Origin of the sequence: Rhodoferax sp. (genome assembly GCF_030646845.1) — a bacterium.
Taxonomy (GTDB): Bacteria; Pseudomonadota; Gammaproteobacteria; order Burkholderiales; family Burkholderiaceae_C; genus Rhodoferax.
In genome coordinates this window covers 133,428-151,557 of sequence record NZ_JAUSLE010000021.1, presented here as the reverse complement: position 1 = coordinate 151,557, position 18,130 = coordinate 133,428, and the positions used below count along the sequence as shown (strand labels likewise).

General features: G+C 59.0%; 14 protein-coding genes. 1 reads left to right on the top strand and 13 read right to left on the bottom strand.

The features are described 5' to 3' along the window. Nucleotides 1-135 precede the first annotated feature (135 nt). The gene (locus Q7T10_RS05880; RefSeq protein ID WP_304746873.1) at nt 136-3,114 is read left to right on the top strand and encodes an EAL domain-containing protein; all 2,979 of its coding nucleotides are present in this window, start codon (nt 136-138) and stop codon (nt 3,112-3,114) included. 47 nt (nt 3,115-3,161) lie between these two features. On the opposite strand, the gene Q7T10_RS05875 is transcribed toward Q7T10_RS05880, so the two are convergent. The 13 genes from Q7T10_RS05875 to Q7T10_RS05815 form a co-directional block, all read right to left on the bottom strand. After that, nucleotides 3,162-4,067, bottom strand: a complete 906-nt coding sequence (locus tag Q7T10_RS05875; protein ID WP_304746872.1) for an SDR family oxidoreductase — start codon at nt 4,065-4,067, stop codon at nt 3,162-3,164. A 30-nt stretch (nt 4,068-4,097) separates the two neighbouring features. After that, entirely contained in the window at nt 4,098-5,033 is a 936-nt protein-coding gene (locus tag Q7T10_RS05870) for a glutathione S-transferase (protein ID WP_304746871.1), read from the bottom strand. Nucleotides 5,034-5,068: 35 nt separating this feature from the next. Further along, nucleotides 5,069-6,085, bottom strand: a complete 1,017-nt coding sequence (locus tag Q7T10_RS05865; protein ID WP_304746870.1) for an NADP-dependent oxidoreductase — start codon at nt 6,083-6,085, stop codon at nt 5,069-5,071. A gap of 19 nt (nt 6,086-6,104) precedes the next feature. After that, nucleotides 6,105-6,545, bottom strand: a complete 441-nt coding sequence (locus tag Q7T10_RS05860; protein ID WP_304746933.1) for a PaaI family thioesterase — start codon at nt 6,543-6,545, stop codon at nt 6,105-6,107. 25 nt (nt 6,546-6,570) lie between these two features. After that, the gene (locus tag Q7T10_RS05855; RefSeq protein WP_304746869.1) at nt 6,571-7,362 is read right to left on the bottom strand and encodes an SDR family oxidoreductase; all 792 of its coding nucleotides are present in this window, start codon (nt 7,360-7,362) and stop codon (nt 6,571-6,573) included. 78 nt (nt 7,363-7,440) lie between these two features. Then, nucleotides 7,441-9,297: an acyl-CoA dehydrogenase gene (locus Q7T10_RS05850; RefSeq protein WP_304746868.1), complete on the bottom strand. Its 1,857-nt coding sequence runs from the start codon at nt 9,295-9,297 to the stop codon at nt 7,441-7,443. A gap of 106 nt (nt 9,298-9,403) precedes the next feature. Further along, entirely contained in the window at nt 9,404-10,579 is a 1,176-nt protein-coding gene (locus Q7T10_RS05845; RefSeq protein WP_304746867.1) for an acetyl-CoA C-acyltransferase, read from the bottom strand. 21 nt (nt 10,580-10,600) lie between these two features. Beyond that, nucleotides 10,601-12,094, bottom strand: coding sequence for a M20 family peptidase (locus Q7T10_RS05840; RefSeq protein WP_304746866.1), 1,494 nt, complete (start codon nt 12,092-12,094; stop codon nt 10,601-10,603). Between the two features lie 17 nt (nt 12,095-12,111). After that, complete coding sequence (locus Q7T10_RS05835) at nt 12,112-14,211, bottom strand: 3-hydroxyacyl-CoA dehydrogenase NAD-binding domain-containing protein (protein ID WP_304746865.1); 2,100 nt, start codon at nt 14,209-14,211, stop codon at nt 12,112-12,114. A gap of 106 nt (nt 14,212-14,317) precedes the next feature. Beyond that, nucleotides 14,318-15,013 (bottom strand): ABC transporter ATP-binding protein, encoded by a 696-nt coding sequence (locus tag Q7T10_RS05830; RefSeq protein ID WP_304746864.1) that lies wholly within the window; start codon nt 15,011-15,013, stop codon nt 14,318-14,320. A 2-nt stretch (nt 15,014-15,015) separates the two neighbouring features. Next, nucleotides 15,016-15,786, bottom strand: a complete 771-nt coding sequence (locus Q7T10_RS05825) for an ABC transporter ATP-binding protein (RefSeq protein WP_304746863.1) — start codon at nt 15,784-15,786, stop codon at nt 15,016-15,018. Beyond that, the gene (locus Q7T10_RS05820; protein ID WP_304746862.1) at nt 15,783-17,072 is read right to left on the bottom strand and encodes a branched-chain amino acid ABC transporter permease; all 1,290 of its coding nucleotides are present in this window, start codon (nt 17,070-17,072) and stop codon (nt 15,783-15,785) included. Before Q7T10_RS05820 ends, Q7T10_RS05825 begins: the two co-directional genes overlap by 4 nt. A gap of 3 nt (nt 17,073-17,075) precedes the next feature. Then, entirely contained in the window at nt 17,076-18,110 is a 1,035-nt protein-coding gene (locus Q7T10_RS05815; protein WP_304746861.1) for a branched-chain amino acid ABC transporter permease, read from the bottom strand. Nucleotides 18,111-18,130: the final 20 nt, after the last annotated feature.

Below are 18,130 nucleotides of genomic sequence, written 5' to 3'. Positions count from 1 at the left end.
TAGAAACAACTAATCCCGGATAGTGACAGTGCTACATAGTTCATAGCGTTATGCTACCCTTCCGCTTGGTCTGTCAACGTACGGAGCAGGGTCGCACGATTGCGGCAGCCAACCGTCAATACTGCGTGGAAAGCGATGCTGCAACGTCTTATGGGATTCAGGGGATTGAAATGGGGATGCGTTCAAGCTGGGGTTGAACGGGTCTCGTGGATCATTTCGATCTATCTCATTCCCGTGGTCCTGGTGGCAGTGACTCTGGCTTCGCTGCTTCTTTGGGACAATCTGTATACATCGAGTCCTGACAAGCATCTCGAATTGCATGTTCTGCCGCAGTCAAGCGGTACGGAAACAGTTGCAGATGTTCAGAAGAAACTGGCACTCATTCCGGGCAAAAGACAATACGAAACCAAACTATCAGAAGTGCCAGTTTGGTTCAGCTTCAAAGCACCATTAACTCCAGACTCTGCCAGTATGGTGGAGTTGCCCTCACGGCACGTCCTCGATCTGGCTTGCTGGGACGGCCCGTCGCTCTCCCCTCTCGGTCACACGACGGGCAGCGACCCGGCCGGAGCTTTGGTCCGGGCCAAGGCAGGCTTCACACTCAAACTTGATCGTCCAAATCAGGAAGTAATTTGCCGGGCTTCGTTCCAGGGCCCTGCGAGATTGACGGCAGACTTGTGGACTAGTGAAAATCTTGACATATCGGTCCAGGATTTTCATCGCAAGTCCGGGTTGCTGGACGGCGGCATGATGGTTCTTGCCATATTTGTTTTGCTGACTGCGCTGATCAATCGTCAAAAAATTTACATCATATTTGCAGCCTGGCTCATCGTGTCGCTTAGAGTCAGCGCGACTTCTGGTGGCTGGGACCTTCAGTGGCTAAATCATGAGGTGCCACAAGAATGGCTGGCGCAAGGACGATCGGTAACGCGGGCAGTCTGGGGGCTGCTAACAGTGACGCTGTTCAAGGCCCTGTTCCGCGATGACCTCAAAAAAAATCGCTATGCAATCCTCATCAATATCGCTGAAGGGCTTTGCCTGGCACTGCTTCTGGCCGCCATCATTTTGCCGCGAAGCGTCTATTTACAGACCATGTGGTTCGTCGGTAGCACTGCATTGCTCTTGGCAATGGTCAGTCTGGTCAGTATCGTTCTGCAGACTCGTTCAAGGGTTGCCCTATGGTATGCCGCTTCGCTCGCAATCACTCTGCTTGCCACTCTATCCGAGATACTGGCTGCTGCCTATGGCATCAAGGGGCTTGTCGGCACTCTGAACACTGTGACCGCTGCGCTGTCATCAAGCCTGTTGGCTGCGCTGGCCATCGCCGAGCAGATGTACGAAGAGCACAAGGAACGCCTGGAAGTCCAGGCCGAACTCGAACACACCTATGAGGCCATGCCGATTGGCCTGTTCACCCTTGACCTGCGCGGCCGGTTCATGAGTGCCAACCCGGCGCTGCTCGGCATGCTGGGCACGAATGTGCTGACACCTGGCCGTAATGCATGGCAGCAGTATTTCAACGAAGAAACCTGGACCCGACTCCATCAACTGGTGCACAACAACAATGAAGACGAGATGGAAATCAGGGGTAAGCGATTGCCGGGAACCGCTGAGTCCAAGCGCTTTCTCGTCAAGGCAACGCTGGCGCGCGGCAAGATCGAGGGCTCCCTGCAGGACGTGACTGAGAAATCCAGGGCCACTGCCGACCTTCAGTTCCTGGCCAACCACGATTCACTGACAAAGATACTGAACCGCCGTGGCATCAAGCAAGTGATCAACAGCGCCATTGAGAAGGTGCCTGAAGGTGGTTCGCTATCCCTGGCTTACCTTGACCTCGACCGTTTCAAATTGATCAACGATCTGTTTGGCCACGGTGCCGGCGATGAAGTTTTGCGGCAGGTATGCACGCGCGTCTCGGGCATGCTGTCGCGGGACATTCAGTTCGGCCGGGTTGGTGGCGACGAATTCGTTATCCTGTTTCCTGACACACCAATCGCTCTGGCCTCGCTGATGTGCAGGGGCATCATCGACAGCATTAGCACCCGGCCTTACCGCGTAGGCGACAAGGCGTTTCATGTTCGCGGCTCCATCGGACTTGTCGAGATCAGCCCCGGCATGCAGTTCAACGACGCGATGTCCTCTGCCGATCGCGCGTGTCGCCAGGCAAAGTCGGCCAACGGGGCCGGGCTCGTGGTCTATGAAAGGGATGCCCTCGCGTTCCAGCAGCACGAGGCTGAACTCAAGCTGATTGCGCTGCTTGCCACCAGTTCCGCCACCGATGGCCTGTATCTGGAAATGCAGCCCATCATGTCACTGACGGCGCCGCATGAATCGCTCAACTTCGAGGTGTTGCTGCGCATGCGTGACGCAAATGGTCAGGTGGTTCGCACCGACCACCTGATTGCGGCGGGCGAAGCCAGCGGCCGGATGGGCGTGATCGACCGCTGGGTCCTGGCCACCACGCTGGCCTGGCTCGACAAAAACCAGCTCCAGATGCAGCACACGAAATTCGTCTGCATGAACCTGAGTGGAGCCTCGCTAAACGATGAGAAGTTCCTGCAGGATGTGTACGCCACGTTTGAACAAAACCTGCATATCGTCGGCAAGCTGTGCCTTGAGATCACCGAAAGCGTGGCTTTGCACGATGTGGAGAATACCCGGCGGTTCGTCGACAAGGTGCGAGGCTACGGCGCCAAAGTGGCACTGGACGATTTCGGCGCGGGTTATACCTCGTTCTCTTACTTGAAGGAGTTCACGGCGGATCTGCTGAAGATCGACGGCAGCTTCATCGTCAACATGAACAAGCACCCCGCCAACATCGCCATTGTTGAAGCCATCGTCAGCCTGGCCAAGAACCTGGGCATGAAAGTAATCGCCGAATGGGCCGAAGACAACGCGACGGTGCAGACCCTCACTGAAATTGGAGTCGATTACGTGCAGGGATTTGTGGTGGCGCGTCCTCAGCACCCTGACAAACTGCTCACAGCCGAATCATCTGCCAGCTTCATTCAGGACCAGACGCTTGCCGAGTACGTGTCCCTGATCGGAAAACCAGAACAGATCCTGGCGCAAGTGGATCTGTTTTCCGAAGCCCGCTCCGTCAAGATGCATTGACCCTGACGCGCCGACAGCGGCGCTCCCGGTCATAAATCCACCTTCTCCTAATCTGCTCTCAGCGCCCGCTTCAATTCAACCCCCAATTCCGGCTTGTGGGAGAACGGATCGGTCGGATTGCGGGCCAGCATGATGTCTTCCAGCCGGACCTGCACCGAGCCAATCGCTTTGGGGTGGCTGTAGATATAGAACTGGTTGGCGGCAATGGCATCGAACACTTTTTGCGCCACGTCAGCGGCACTGACTTTCCCCGACCCCACGGCCTTGTCGCTCATGGCCTGACCGATCAGCTGGCTTCGGGTGGGTTGGTCCGCGGCAGTATCCGCCGGGCGATTGCGATGGCTCTGGCTGATGCCGGTCGGCACAAAGAACGGGCACAACACCGAGGCGCTGATCTGATCGGTGACCAGCGCCAGGTCCTGGTACAGCGTCTCGCTCATGCTCACCACCGCATGTTTGCTGGCGTTGTAAATGCCCATGTTGGGGGCATTGAGCAAGCCGGCCATGCTGGCGGTGTTGACGATGTGGCCCTGGTAGGCTGGGTCTTTTTTGGCAGCGTCGAGCATCATGGGCGTGAAGACACGCAGACCATGGGCGACACCCATCAGGTTCACGCCAATCACCCATTCCCAGTCAGCGGCCGTGTTCTCCCAGATCAGCCCCCCTGCCCCAACACCCGCGTTATTGAAGACAAAGTGCGGCGCGCCAAAGCGCTTTTGCACGGCCACGCCCAGGGCTTCCACTTCGCTGGCCTTGGAGACATCCAGTCGGACGGCCAGCACCTGTGCGCCCGCATCCTGCATCTCGGCCGCAGCTTTGTCGAGCGCGTCCTGCTGCACATCGGCCAGCACCAGATTCATGCCCAGTCTGGCGCCGATGCGGGCGCATTCCATGCCAAAGCCTGAGCCCGCGCCGGTGAGAACGGCCGTTTTGCCTTTGAATTCTGTAATCATGATGTTCCTGTTAGTGCCTCAGCCTGCCGCTCAGGCTTCAGCTTTTCTCAAAACGTAGCCGATACGCGGGAAATGCACATGCAGGGTGCCAGCGCGTTCGTCGGTACGGCGCAGGGTGTAGTGCATACGGGTGGCGGCGATGAGTTCGCCCTCGGTGGCCTCCGATCCAAAACTCTCGGCCGCAATGGTGACGCGGCTGCCCAAGGGAATGCCGTGTTCGTCCTGGAACACCTCGTCTGCAACAGCGAGCGGCGTTGACTGGGCAGCCAGTGCCACGGCTTCTGCCGCGCTGAACTTCTGCAGACTGCCATGACCCAGCGCAGCCACCCGGTCCATCCAGGCCAGCACGTCCGGAGTGGCATCCAGAATGCCTGCCATTTCCGGCACCCGCACGCGTGAGAACCACAGCGGATGGTAGGCAGCAAAGTCGGCCGCCGTGGGTGCTGCGCCCAGCAAAAAGGCGCTGCCTTTAAGCATATTGGACAGGCGACGCAAGTAACTCTTGTAGGCTGCCGTAGCGTCCCCCGGGCGCAGACGCGTCATGCCAGCGGCCATCTTGCCGCGGTCTTCCCCAAAGGCTTTGGCAACCTCGGGCGGAGCGCCGGCAAACATATGCGCGGCACCTTTTGGACTGAGGTTGTAGCCCATCGCAGCCCAGAACAGCGTGGTGTCGGCCCATTGCGCCGTGATGCGCGCCAGGCCCTGGATGCCCTCGGGGTAGAGCTTGGGCGCGGGCTGGCGGTGTTCCAGCACGTCACAGATCAGCGCGCTGTCGCAGTAGATGTCGGCGCCAATCTGCATGAAAGGCGTCTTGCGGTAACCCCCGGTAAGGGCCTGCACATCAGGCTTGGGCATGATGCTCGGAATGATCACCGACTTCCAGGCCAATTTTTTATACCCCAGCACCAGCCGGATTTTTTCTGAGAATGGCGAAGTGGAATAGTGATGAAGAATGATGTCGGCCATGCCTTTGTCCTGATGTTGTCTGATGTTGGAACTGTCTAGACCAGACGAACCAGTTGCTTGCCGAAATTTCTGCCCTTGAGCAAACCCAGGAAGGCTTCCGGTGCCGCCTCAATACCCTGTGCAATCGATTCGCGCGCCTTGAGCTTGCCCGTGGCCACCAGTGTGCCCAGTTCTTTGAGCGCCTCAGGCCAGACTTCCATATGTTCGCTGACGATGAATCCCTGCACCTTGAGCCGGTTCGTCAGAATCAGCGCCGGATAGGTCAACGGCAACGGCGCGCCGTCGTAGCCGGCAATCATGCCGCATACGGCAATGCGGCCAAATGCATTCATGCGTGGCAGCACTGCGTCCAGCACCATGCCACCCACGTTTTCAAAATAACCATCGATGCCGTCCGGACAGGCGTCCTTCAGGGCGTTGGACAACGACGCCGCGTCTTTGTGCAGCTTGTAGTCGATGCAGACATCAAAACCCAGTTCATCGACGGCGTACCTGCATTTGTCCGGGCCGCCGGCAATGCCGACCGTGCGACAGCCGCGCGCTTTCGACAGGGCGGCAAAGGCACTGCCCACCGCGCCGGTGGCCGCGCTCACCACCATCGTTTCGCCGGTTTTCGGCTCGATGATTTTCACCAGGCCATACCAGGCGGTAACGCCCGGCATGCCCACCGCGCCCAGGTAGGCGCTCAGGGGAACATGGGTGGTGTCGACTTTGCGCAAGGCCCCTGGCTGATTGGCGTCGACCACACTGTATTGCTGCCAGCCGCCCATGCCAACGACCTTGTCGCCGACTGCGAACTTGGCATTTCTGGACTCCACCACCTCACCTACCGTGCCACCGCCCATGGTTTGGCCCAAGGCCTGCGGCACGGCATAACTCTTGGCGTCGTTCATCCGGCCACGCATATAGGGGTCGAGGCTCAGGAAATGATGGCGCACCAGCACCTGCCCGTCCTGCAGCGATGGCGTCTCGCTGATCACCAGTTTGAAGTTGCTGGCCAGCGCTTCGCCGGTGGGACGGTTGTCCAGATGAATCTGCTTGTTTTGGGGCATGGGGAACTCCTGAAAAATATTAATCGGTGGAAATGACGCCCGAGGTCACATTCAGCGCATTGGCGCTTTTGGGACCTGTTGGCAGGCGTTTGACGTACTTGAAAGTGCCGGTGGCGTGGGCGCATGCGCGCCCTTCTTCGTCAAAAATCGTGCCCTCCGTAAAGGCCATGGTGGCGGTGCGATGCATCAAATGCCCCTTGCCAGTGAGCTTGCCGCGCGCCGGCTGCATGAAGCTGGTCTTCATCTCGATGGTGACCACACCCATGTCGTTTTGCACACTGCGCGCCGCCGCTGCCATGGTGACGTCCAGCAGGGTCATGAGTGCGCCGCCATGCGTCACACCGAACGAATTGAGGTGCTCGGCCCTGGGCGCATAAAGCAATTCGGAAAACCCGGCGTCAAACAGCTTGAGCTCAAAACCCAAGTGATTGACAAACGGAATTTCAACGCCAAAGCCCATGCCGAAATTCTGCACAGTCACAGCTTTAGCCGCCTGTCACCACACTGACGCCGCCATCCACTGCCAGCCACTGGCCGGTGATGTGCTTGCCGGCGTCGGAGGCGTACAGCACGCACAAGCCCTTGAGGTCTTCGTCATCGCCCAGGCGTTTGAGCGGTGCGCTGGCCGCCAGCTTTTCCTCACCCAGTGCCGCCAGCGTGCCCATGGTCATCTTGCTCGGAAAAAAACCTGGGCAGATGGCATTGACAGTGATGTTGTACTTGCCCCATTCCGCACCCAGCGCACGCGTGAAGTTGATCACGGCACCTTTGGAGGTGTTGTAGGCGATCGTGGTCATCTCTGGCGGATTACCGCCCAGACCGGCGATGGATGCCACGTTGATAATGCGGCCCGAGCGGCGCGCGATCATGCTTCTTTTGGCGATGACCTGGCTCAGAATGAAGTAGCCCCGCACGTTGAGGTTCATCACCTTGTCCCACGCCTCAATGGGGTGGTCTTCCGCCAGGGCGCCCCAGGCCGCACCCGCGTTGTTCACCAGAATATCCACATCGCCCATGCGCTGCAGCGTCTCATCTGCCAGCCGGTGAATCTCGGCGTCTTTGGCGCAATCGGCCGCAACCCAGCGGGCATCAATGCCGGCCGCCTGCAGTTCGGCAACCGCCTGCTCCAGGTCTTCGGCTTTGCGTGAACTGAGCATGACCCTGGCGCCAGCTTCACCCAGTGCGTGCGCCATCTGCAAGCCCAAGCCGCGCGAACCACCAGTCACGAGGGCGGTCTTGCCGGTGAGGTCAAAAAGTTGTTGAATGGTACGGGTCATGAGGTCTCCTTGTATGTGGCAGATTTGATGGCAGATTGTGCCGTGTGCACTCGCGATTTGCGTGTCCCGTGCGTGATATCAAAAAGCCTCTTCCGGCATGCCGGCGCAGGTCTGGTCGCGACTCGACACCACGTTAAGCCAGGCCCCGATTTTGGGCAATTCATAGTGATAAAAATAGCGTGCAGCCCCCAATCTACCTGCGGTAGCCACTATTGATTTAGTAGCATCCAGTGTCAAGGCTGCCAGTGCCACATCCAGCCAAATCCAGGCCAGCACGGTGTGGCCAAACGCCTGCATATAAGGTACGGCATTGGCCAGCGCATCAACGGGCATTCCGGTGGACCAGGCAGCCTGCGTGGCGCCCGCCACCTGCTGCAGCGCCTGCGCCAACGCATCCGCATGCGCAGACAATTCCGGCACTTCTTTAGCTCGCCCAACCGTGGCATTGATGCGCCCGCTGAGCAGCACCAGCCCCCGACCGTTCTCCATCAGCACCTTGCGGCCCAGCAAGTCCATGGCCTGAATCCCGTGCGCCCCTTCATGGATCATGTTCAGGCGGTTGTCACGCCAGTACTGCTCAACAGGGAAGTCGCGGGTGTAACCATAGCCACCATGAATCTGGATCGCCAGCGAGTTGGCCTCCAGGCACCATTCACTGGGCCAGCTCTTGGCGATCGGGGTGAGTACCTCCAGCAGCAACCGAGCATCGTCGGCTGACTGGGCGTCACCGGTATGCTGCTCGTCCACCAGGCGGGCACAGTACAACTCCAGGGCCAGCGCGCCTTCACAGTAGGATTTTTGCGCCAGCAACATGCGTTTGACGTCCGCGTGTTCGATGATGCGCACCTGCGGCTGGGAGGCATCTTTGCCCCCGACACCGACTGGACGCCCCTGGGGCCGGTTTTTGGCGTAGTCCAGCGAGGCGTAGTAGCCCGCCATGCCGAGCATGGTGGCCGCAATGCCAACACCGATACGCGCCTCGTTCATCATGTGGAACATGCAGCGCAGACCTTCGCCGGGCTTGCCCACCAGATAACCCACAGCGCCGGCACCCTGTCCATCCAGGCCACCTCCGGTGCTGCGCACCGGGTACTTCCCTTCGCCAAAATTCAACAGCGTGTTGGTGGTGCCGCGCCAACCCAGCTTGTGATTCAGACCGGCCAGGGCCACGTCGTTGCGCTCGCCGGTGAGCTCGCCGGCAGGGTTCACCATTTTCTTGGGCACGATGAACAGCGAGATGCCGCGGGTGCCCGCAACCAGCTTGCCATCCGGCCCCGGGATTTTGGCCAGCACCAGATGAATGATGTTCTCGGTCAGCTCATGTTCGCCAGCCGAGATCCACATCTTGTTGCCCTTGAGGCGATAGCGCGCCCCCAGCGGGTCAGACTCGAAGCCTTCGCCATCCGGCACAGCGCGGGTTGCCACATCCGACAGGCTGGAGCCGGCCTGCGGCTCGCTCAGGCACATGGTGCCGGACCAGCGTCCGGCAAACTCGTTCTTGGAGAACACCTCTTTCTGCGATGATGTGCCGTGCACCATCAGCAAATTCGCGTTGCCGGTGGTCAGCATGCCGGAGCCAATGCTGACCGAGGCGCAGGCGAAGAATGAATTGGCCGCTGCCTCGATGGTGTAGGGCAATTGCATGCCACCCATCTCAAAATCCTGCGCGGCGCTCAACATGCCGGATTCGGCATAGGCTTTTTGCGCATCATGCGTGGCCTGCGGCAGGATCACGCGCTCGCCGTCAAAGTGCGGCTCCTGCGTGTCCACCAGCCGATTGAAGGGCGCGTATTTTTCGCGGGCAATGCGTTCGCAGGTGTCCAGCACGGCGTCAAAGGTTTCGCGGGAATGGTCGGCAAACCGCACGCGCTCATTCAGCGCGCCGGCGTCCAGCCATTGGTACAGCAAGAATTCAAGGGTAGGACGCAGTGACATGGTCGTCTCCGTTCAGGGCAAAAAAAGAGCTGAGCCGCTCACTCAAGTCGACCCAGCCCGTGTTCAATCAGCCGCAGCAGACAAATTGCTACGACACGCTACAAGTTCACAGCACTTCGAAAATGCCCGCAGCGCCCATGCCGCCGCCGATGCACATGGTGACGCAAACGCGCTTGGCACCACGACGCTGGCCTTCGATCAGGGCGTGGCCCGTCAAGCGCTGTCCACTCACGCCATAAGGGTGTCCGACGGCAATGGCACCGCCATTGACATTCAGAAGCTCACCCGGAATGCCCAGTTTGTCGCGGCAGTAAATGACCTGAACGGCAAACGCTTCATTGAGTTCCCACAAGTCAATGTCGCTGACTTTTAGCCCTAAGCGCGCCAACACCTTGGGAATGGCGAAGACCGGGCCAATGCCCATCTCGTCAGGCTCACAACCGGCCACGGCAAAGCCGAGGAAACGTCCCAGTGGTTTGAGCCCTTTTTTCTCGGCCAAAGAATCACTCATCACCACAACGGCGCCACCGCCGTCCGAGAACTGGCTGGCATTGCCGGCCGTAATCAAGCCGCCAGGGACGGCTGAGCGCAAGCCGCTGATACCCTCCTTGGTCGTGCCTTCGCGAATGCCTTCGTCCTGGCTGACGGTGACCTGCCTGGTGGTCAGGCCCATCACCTTGTCCGCTACACCCATGGTGACCGTGATCGGTGCGATTTCATCGTTGAACAGGCCTGCCGCCAGGGCTGCTGAAGCACGCTGCTGGCTGGCCGCGCCGTATTCGTCCATGGCGTCACGGCTGATGTTGTAGCGCTTGGCCACGTTCTCGGCCGTCTGCAGCATGTTCCAGTAAATTTCGGGTTTGTTCTTCAACAGCCACGGATCGGCCAGCATGTGGGTGTTCATTTCCTGCTGCACGCATGAAATGCTCTCCACACCACCCGCCACATAGATATCACCTTCGCCCGCGATCACGCGCTGGGACGCCAATGCGATGGTCTGCAGGCCCGATGAGCAAAAACGGTTGACCGTCATGCCCGACACGGTCACGGGGCAGCCCGCGCGCAGAGCGATCTGGCGCGCGATGTTGGCGCCGGTGGCACCCTCCGGATTGGCGCAGCCCATGATGACGTCATCCACTTCACCGGCTTCAATGCCGGCTCTGGAAATGGCGTGTTCGACAGCATGACCACCCAGCGTAGCGCCGTGCGTCATGTTGAAAGACCCTTTCCAGCTCTTGGCCAGAGGGGTGCGGGCGGTGGAAACGATTACTGCGGATGTCATTCATGCTCTCCTGGAAAATGTTCAGTTTTGGGGCGCTTTCGCGCCCGTGGTCAAAAGGCGGTGGTAGAAACGGATCAACTCGGTCAGGTTGCTCGCGGCAATGCGTTCGTTGGTGCCGTGAAAGCGAGGCAGGTCCTGCGGTTTGGCGCGAACGGGCGAGAATTTGAAGATGTGATCGCTGATCTCACCGAAGTGAATCGAATCGGTAGCGCCAATCATGAGTCCGGGTGCAACCAGCGTACCGGGGAACACTTCACGCACGGTGCGGTTGATCAAAAGATACTGGGCGGAGTCGGTGGGCGTCACCCGGGATGCATCGACGGCTCCCGGCAGCGCGAACAACTCGAACTTGTCGCTGCCAGTGGCCTGCGTGACCTGGTCTTTCACGCGGCCCATCACTTGTTCTTTGGTGTCTCCCGGCAGCAAGCGAAAGTTGACGGTCGCCTCAGCGCGACCCGGCAAAACATTGTCCTTGTTGCCGGCATTGACGATGGTCAGCGCGGTGGTGGTGCGCAGCATCGCGTTGGTGCTGGCGCCGGCCTCGAGCTGCTTTTGCACGATCGGGCCGAACAGCCACAGGTTGGACAGTGCCACACGCGAGAATCCACTCATCTCGGGCGCAACAGTGGCAAACATCTCCCCTGCCACACCTCGAATGCCACCCGGCAACTGGTCATCATCAATGCGTTTGAGTGCGGCACTCATCATGGCAATGGCGCTGGTGCCCTTGGGCGGCGGCATGGAAGCGTGGCCGGGTGTGGCCGACATTTTCAGCACCACCGACAGGTAGCCTTTTTCTGCCACGCCGATCAGTGCCGCGGGCTTCGCCAGGCCTGGCATGATGCCCTCGGTAATCAACAGCCCTTCGTCCACCACAAAGTCAAGCCGGACCTTGCGCTCCTTGAGCAGAGCCGCAATGCGGGCAGCGCCCCGAAGCCCACCAATCTCTTCGTCGGCACCGAAAGCCAGGTAAACCGTGCGCTCGGGCTTGTAGCCACTGGCCACCAGCATCTCGACGGCCTCCATCTGCGCCATCAGGTTGCCCTTGTCGTCCCAGGCACCGCGGCCCCAGATGAATCCGTCTTTGACCGTGCCGGAAAACGGGTCGACCGACCAATCCTTTTCAGTGCCCGATGCGACCGCAACCACATCCTGATGAGCCATCAGGAGAATGGGCTGGGCCTTTGGATTGGATCCCTGCCAGGTGTACAAAAGGCTCAGGTCCCCCACCACTTCACGCTTGAGCGCAGCGTGTGTCCTGGGAAAGCGCGCCTGTAACAGCGTGTGCAACTGCCGAAACTGGTCTGCATTGAGTGCCGCATCGTCGCGTGACGAAATGGTACGCAGACGCACCGCTTCGCCCAGCCGCTGCGCAGCACCTGTTTCATCGACCTCCAGCACAGCAATCGGGGGCACGTCAATTTGACGCGACCCTTTGCGCACGGTGTTGAAGGCCAGCACGGCAGCCAGCAGGAGTACCGCTGCCAACAGGCCGACCAGAAGTTTCCTGACCATCGAAGTCTGACCTGCGTTTAGTTGAAGGTTTTGCCTTCAGCGACCAGTTTGGCCAGCAGCGGCGCCGGTTCCCAGAACTTTGCATCGTCCAGCGGATTCTTGGCAAAACGCTTCATCGCCTGCACCACGTTGAACAGGCCGACCTGGTCAGCGTAGTTCATCGGTCCCCCGCGGTAGATCGGGAAGCCATAGCCCATCAGGTAGACCATATCGATGTCGCTGGCCTTGGAAGCAATGCCTTCCTCGAGAATACGGGCCGCTTCGTTGACCAGTGAATACACCAGCCGCTGCACGATCTCTTCGTCGGAGATCTTGCGGGGCGTGATGCCCAGTGATTTCCGATGCTCTTCGATCATCGTGACGACGTCAGCGTTAGGCACTGCATCGCGCTTGCCCGCCACGTAGTCATACCAGCCGGCGCCGGTCTTCTGACCAAAGCGACCTTTTTCGCACAGCAAATCAGCCGTCTTGCTGTATTTCATGTCCGCTTGCTCCACCACGCGGCGCTTGCGGATGGCCCAGCCGATGTCATTGCCAGCCAGATCGCCCATGCGGAACGGACCCATCGCAAAACCGAACTTCTCGATCGCCTTGTCCACCTGCTCGGGGGTGCAGCCCTCGTCCAGCAGAAAGCCGCCCTGACGGCCATATTGCTCGATCATGCGGTTGCCGATGAAGCCATCGCACACGCCCGACACAACGGCCGTCTTCCTGATCTTCTTGGCCACAGCCATCACGGTGGACAGCACATCTTTGGCCGTCTTCTCACCACGCACCACTTCCAGCAGTTTCATCACATTGGCAGGGCTGAAGAAATGCATGCCCACGACATCCTGGGGACGTTTGGTGAAGGACGCGATTTTGTTCACATCCAGTGTGGAGGTGTTGGACGCCAGAATGGCACCGGGCTTCATCACGCGATCCAGTTCCTTGAACACGGCTTCTTTCACGCCGATCTCTTCAAAGACGGCTTCGATCACCATGTCAGCGTCCTTGAGATCGTCGTAGCTCAGCGTGGTGCTCAGCAGGCTCATGCGTTGCTCGTACTTGTCCTGCTTGAGCTTGCCTTTTTTGACCTGTGATTCGTAGTTCTTGCGGATGGTGGCAATGCCACGGTCCAGCGCATCCTGCTTCATCTCCAGCATCTTCACCGGAATGCCGGCGTTCAGGAAGTTCATCGAAATGCCGCCGCCCATGGTGCCGGCGCCGATCACTGCTACAGAGTTAATAGCGCGCTGCGGCGTATCGGCAGGGACATCCGGTATTTTTGAGGCGGCACGCTCAGCCACAAAAATATGCCGCAGTGCCTTGCTTTCGGGCGTCAGCATCAAGTTGAGGAAGATATCGCGTTCCGTGGCCATGCCCACATCAAACTTCTGCTTGGTCGCCGCCTCGACCGCGTCGACGCACTTCGCCGGGGCGGGGAAGTTCTTCGACATGCCCTTGACCATATTGCGCGCAAACTGGAAGTAGGCGTCACCCAGGGGGTGCTTGCATGGCAGGTTGCGTACCAGTGGCAGGGGCCGTGCATCGGCCACCGAACGGGCGTAAGCCAAGGCTTCCTCGGCCAGTGATTCTGCTGAAGAGGCCATTTTGTCGAACAGCTTCTGGCCGGGCAGCATGGCGAGCATTTCACTCTTCACCGGCTCGCCGCTGACGATCATGTTCAACGCTGGCTCAACACCGAGTGCGCGCGGCAACCGCTGCGTACCGCCGGCACCCGGAATCAGGCCCAGCTTGACCTCTGGCAGCGCCACACTGCAACCTGGCGCGGCAATCCGATAGTGGCAACCCAAAGCGAGTTCCAGCCCGCCGCCCATACAGACGCTGTGAACGGCTGCGATGACCGGCTTTGAGGAATTTTCAACCGCCAGGATCACGCTCAGCAGATTGGGTTCTTGCAGCGCCTTGGGGCTGCCAAACTCCTTGATGTCCGCACCACCCGAGAACGCCTTGCCGGCGCCGGTGATGACGATGGCTTTCACCGCGGGATCGTCATTGGCTTTGGTCAACCCGTCCGCAATGCCCTGGCGCGTGGCAAGTCCCAATCCATTGACGGGTGGGTTGTTGAGCGTAATCACGGCGATATCGCCATGCACTTTGTATTCGGCGGTCATGCTTGCATTCCTCAGAAGTGAAAATAGAACGATCGTTCGCTTTTATTAATTGTAAGAGCTCTAGCCGGTGAGACAACCCCGTTTTGTCACGGTTGGGACAAGGTCTTCAGACCTCCAGCCATTCCTTGCGGGTGTAGCTGTCATTGCGCAACTCAGTCGGGGTTCCTGAAAACACGATACTGCCGTGGCCCATGACCAGACAGCGGTCTGAAATATCCATGGCGATGGTCAGCTTCTGTTCGATCAGCAACACCGAAATACCACGCTTCTTCAATTCCTTGAGGTACTGGGCAACGAGCTCGACAATTTTCGGCGCCAGTCCTTCGGTGGGCTCGTCAATGATGATGAGATCCGGGTCGCCCATGAGAGTGCGGCACAGGGTGAGCATCTGCTGCTCCCCACCCGACATCACGCCAGCTTCCGTGTGCTGTCTTTCCTTGAGCCGGGGAAACATCTGGTACATGTCGTCCAGGGACCAGCGCCCGGCCTTGCGGGCATTTTTCTGTCCCAGATACAGATTCTGCTCCACCGTCAGATTGGGGAAAATGTCACGGCTCTCAGGCACATAGCCAATACCGAAGTGGGCAATCTCAAATGTCCGTTTCCCAAGAATTTCCTGCCCTTTCCAGAGCAGGGACCCCTGACAGTCAACCAGGCCCATGATCGCCTTGGCGGTGGTGGACCGGCCGGAGCCGTTGCGTCCAAGCAGTGCAACGATCTCACCGGCATGCACCTCGAAATGAACGCCGTGCAGCACATGGCTCTTGCCGTAAAACGCGTGCAGGTTCTCGATTTTCAACATGATCAATGCCCCCCTGCCTGAGAATCCGCGACCGCGGAGCCAAGATAAGCTTCCTGCACTTTCTGGCTGGCACGCACGGCCTCTGGCACATCGTAGGCAATCAATTCACCGTATACGACCACGGCTATCTTGTCGGCCAAGCCGAACACCACACCCATGTCGTGCTCAACGGTCAGGAGCGTTTTTCCGACCGTTACGTCCTTGATCAGCTTGATGAAACGACTGGTCTCTGACTTGCTCATGCCGGCGGTGGGTTCATCCAGCAAAATGACATTGGCGCCGCCCGCAATGGTGATGCCAATCTCAAGCGCGCGCTGCTCGGCATAGGTCAGGTTCATGGCCAGCACATCACGCTTTTTGTCAAGCTTGACCATTTCCATCAATTCGTTGGCCCGCTCATTGGCATCGTCCAGGTCCGCCAGAAATTTCAGAAACGTGTATTTGTAGCCCAGGCTCCACAGCACACCGCACCGCAAATTCTCAAAGACACTGAGCTTGGGGAAAATATTGGTGATCTGGAAACTGCGGCTCAGCCCCATCCGGTTGATCTCGAATGGTTTCTTGCCGTTGAGGCGCTGGCCGTTGAGCAGCACATCGCCGCTGCTGGGCTCAAATCTGCCGCTGATCAGGTTAAACAGCGTTGATTTCCCCGCGCCATTCGGGCCGATGATGCCGACACGTTCGCCGGCCGGAATCGCGAGATTGATCCCGCGAATGATCTCCGTCTTGCCAAAGCTTTTGCGCAAGTCCTTCAATTCAAGCGCATAGGTCATAAGGCTTCCCTCCGTTTGATCTCTTTTTCGATGTTTTCCTGAATCTGGCTCCACTCGCGTGCGAACTGGCGGCGGCAGACTTCAAACAGCCCGAGCCCCGTCAACATGACAAAGGCGGCGCCGAACCAGCTGTCAAGGCTCTTCGAGTCCAGCGTGCCGCCCAGAAAGCGCAACTCAGACCCGAGTCCGGCGTTCAGCTGCAGGTGGTAGATCATCTCGATCATGGCAGCAGCGCCAAGAAGCACCACCAATGCCGTCAACGCAAGCGCCAAATAGCTGACCCACAGCTTTCGCAAATAACCAAATACGGCCACCCGAAGATTCATCATGATCAGGGATGCCACGCCACCTGGGGCGTACATCACCATGAACAGGAAAATCAGACCCAGGTACAGAAGCCATGCCTTGGTGAACTCACTGAACAGCACGAATGCCAGCACCATCAGCACCGCCCCGATGATGGGTCCAAAGAAGAAGGTTGCACCGCCAAGAAAAGTGAACAGGAGGTAAGCCCCTGAGCGCCCCGCGCCAACCACTTCAGCCGTGACGATTTCGAAGTTAAGCGCCGCCAGCCCGCCGGAAATTCCGGCAAAGAATCCGGCAATGACAAAAGCTGTGAAGCGAATGCGCTGGGTGTTGTAGCCCACAAACTCCACGCGCTCCGGGTTGTCGCGCACGGCATTGAGCATTCGTCCCAAGGGCGTGCGCGTGAAGGCAAACATGGCAGCGACCGCCAGGAACGTGTACACCGCTATCAGGTAGTACACCTGAATGGGCGGCCCATAGGTGATACCCATGAACGATTTGCCCGTGACCCGGTTGCCCGACACGCCGCCCTCGCCGCCAAAAAACTCGGGAATCATGAGCGACATGGCGAATACCAGCTCACCCATCCCCAGAGTGATCATGGCGAAGGTCGTGCCGGATTTACGGGTGGTCACATAGCCAAACAGCAGCGCGAAACCCATTCCAGCAAGCCCCCCCACCAGCGGCACGGCAGACACCGGCATGGGCAGGGAGCCATCGGAAATGCTGTTGAGCGCATGGATGGCGAGATAGGAGCCAAGACCGGTATACACCGCATGCCCGAAACTCAACATGCCGCCCTGCCCCAGCAGCATGTTGTAGGACAGGCAGGCGATGATCGCAATGCCCATCTGGGAAAGGATGGTGATCGACAAGCTGCTGGTGAACACCAATGGAACAAGGGCCAGCAACAGGGCAAACAGGCTCCAGATCAGCCAACGGCCAACGTTGATGGGTTTGAATTCGTAATAATTTTTCATCGCTCAGCCCTCACGGGTCCCCATCAAACCTTTAGGCCGGAAGATCAGTATCAAAACCAGAAACAGGTACGGCAAGATGGGCGCCACCTGCGACAGCGTCAGCTTGACAAACGAGTTCTGTTGCGCAGCGGCGCCAAGCTGCACCCCCAACTGCGATGCCAGCGTGCCCAGCGAGTAATCAAACGCAACCGCAAATGTCTGGATCAACCCGATCAGAACCGAGGCCAGAAAAGCCCCCGATAGCGAACCCATGCCGCCCACCACCACCACCACGAAGATCACAGAGCCGACGGTGGCGGCCATAGCAGGCTCGGTGAGGAAGGTGCTGCCACCGATCACCCCTGCAAGGCCTGCCAGCGCCGCTCCGGCACCAAACACCATCATGAACACGGCGGGCACGTTGTGCCCCAGCGACTCGACGGCCTCAGGGTGCGTGAGCGCCGCCTGTATCACCAGCCCGATGCGGGTGCGCGTCAGCAGCAGCCAGACCGACACCAGCATGACCAGTGCAACCAGCATCATGAAGGCACGGGTGGCCGGAAACGGTGAACACACCACGCGCACCGCCGCATCGGCGGAGCTGCACAACTCGGCTGGTGCGGCACCCCACAACAAGCTCAGACCATTCAGGGAATGGTTGATCAAGGTAAAGGCCGGGCCCTGCAGTGTTTCTGGCGGCCGGAACTCGAGGGCAATGCGACCCCAGACGAGCTGCACCAATTCAAGAATGACGTAGGACAGGCCAAAAGTAATCAGGAGCTCGGGGACGTGCCCGAACTTGTGGACCTTGCGCAGGAAATGGCGCTCAAACAGGGCGCCAAGCACGCCGACGACCAGGGGCGCAATCACCAGCGCCGGCCAGAATCCCACCACACGGGATACGGAGTAGCCGACATAGGCTCCAAGCATGTAAAAACTGGCATGTGCAAAATTCAGCACGCCCATCATGCTGAAGATCAGCGTGAGCCCTGAACTCAGCATGAACAGCAGCAGCCCGTAGCTCAACCCGTTGAGCGTCGAAATGATGAAGAACTCCATTCAGTCAATCCTTACTGTCC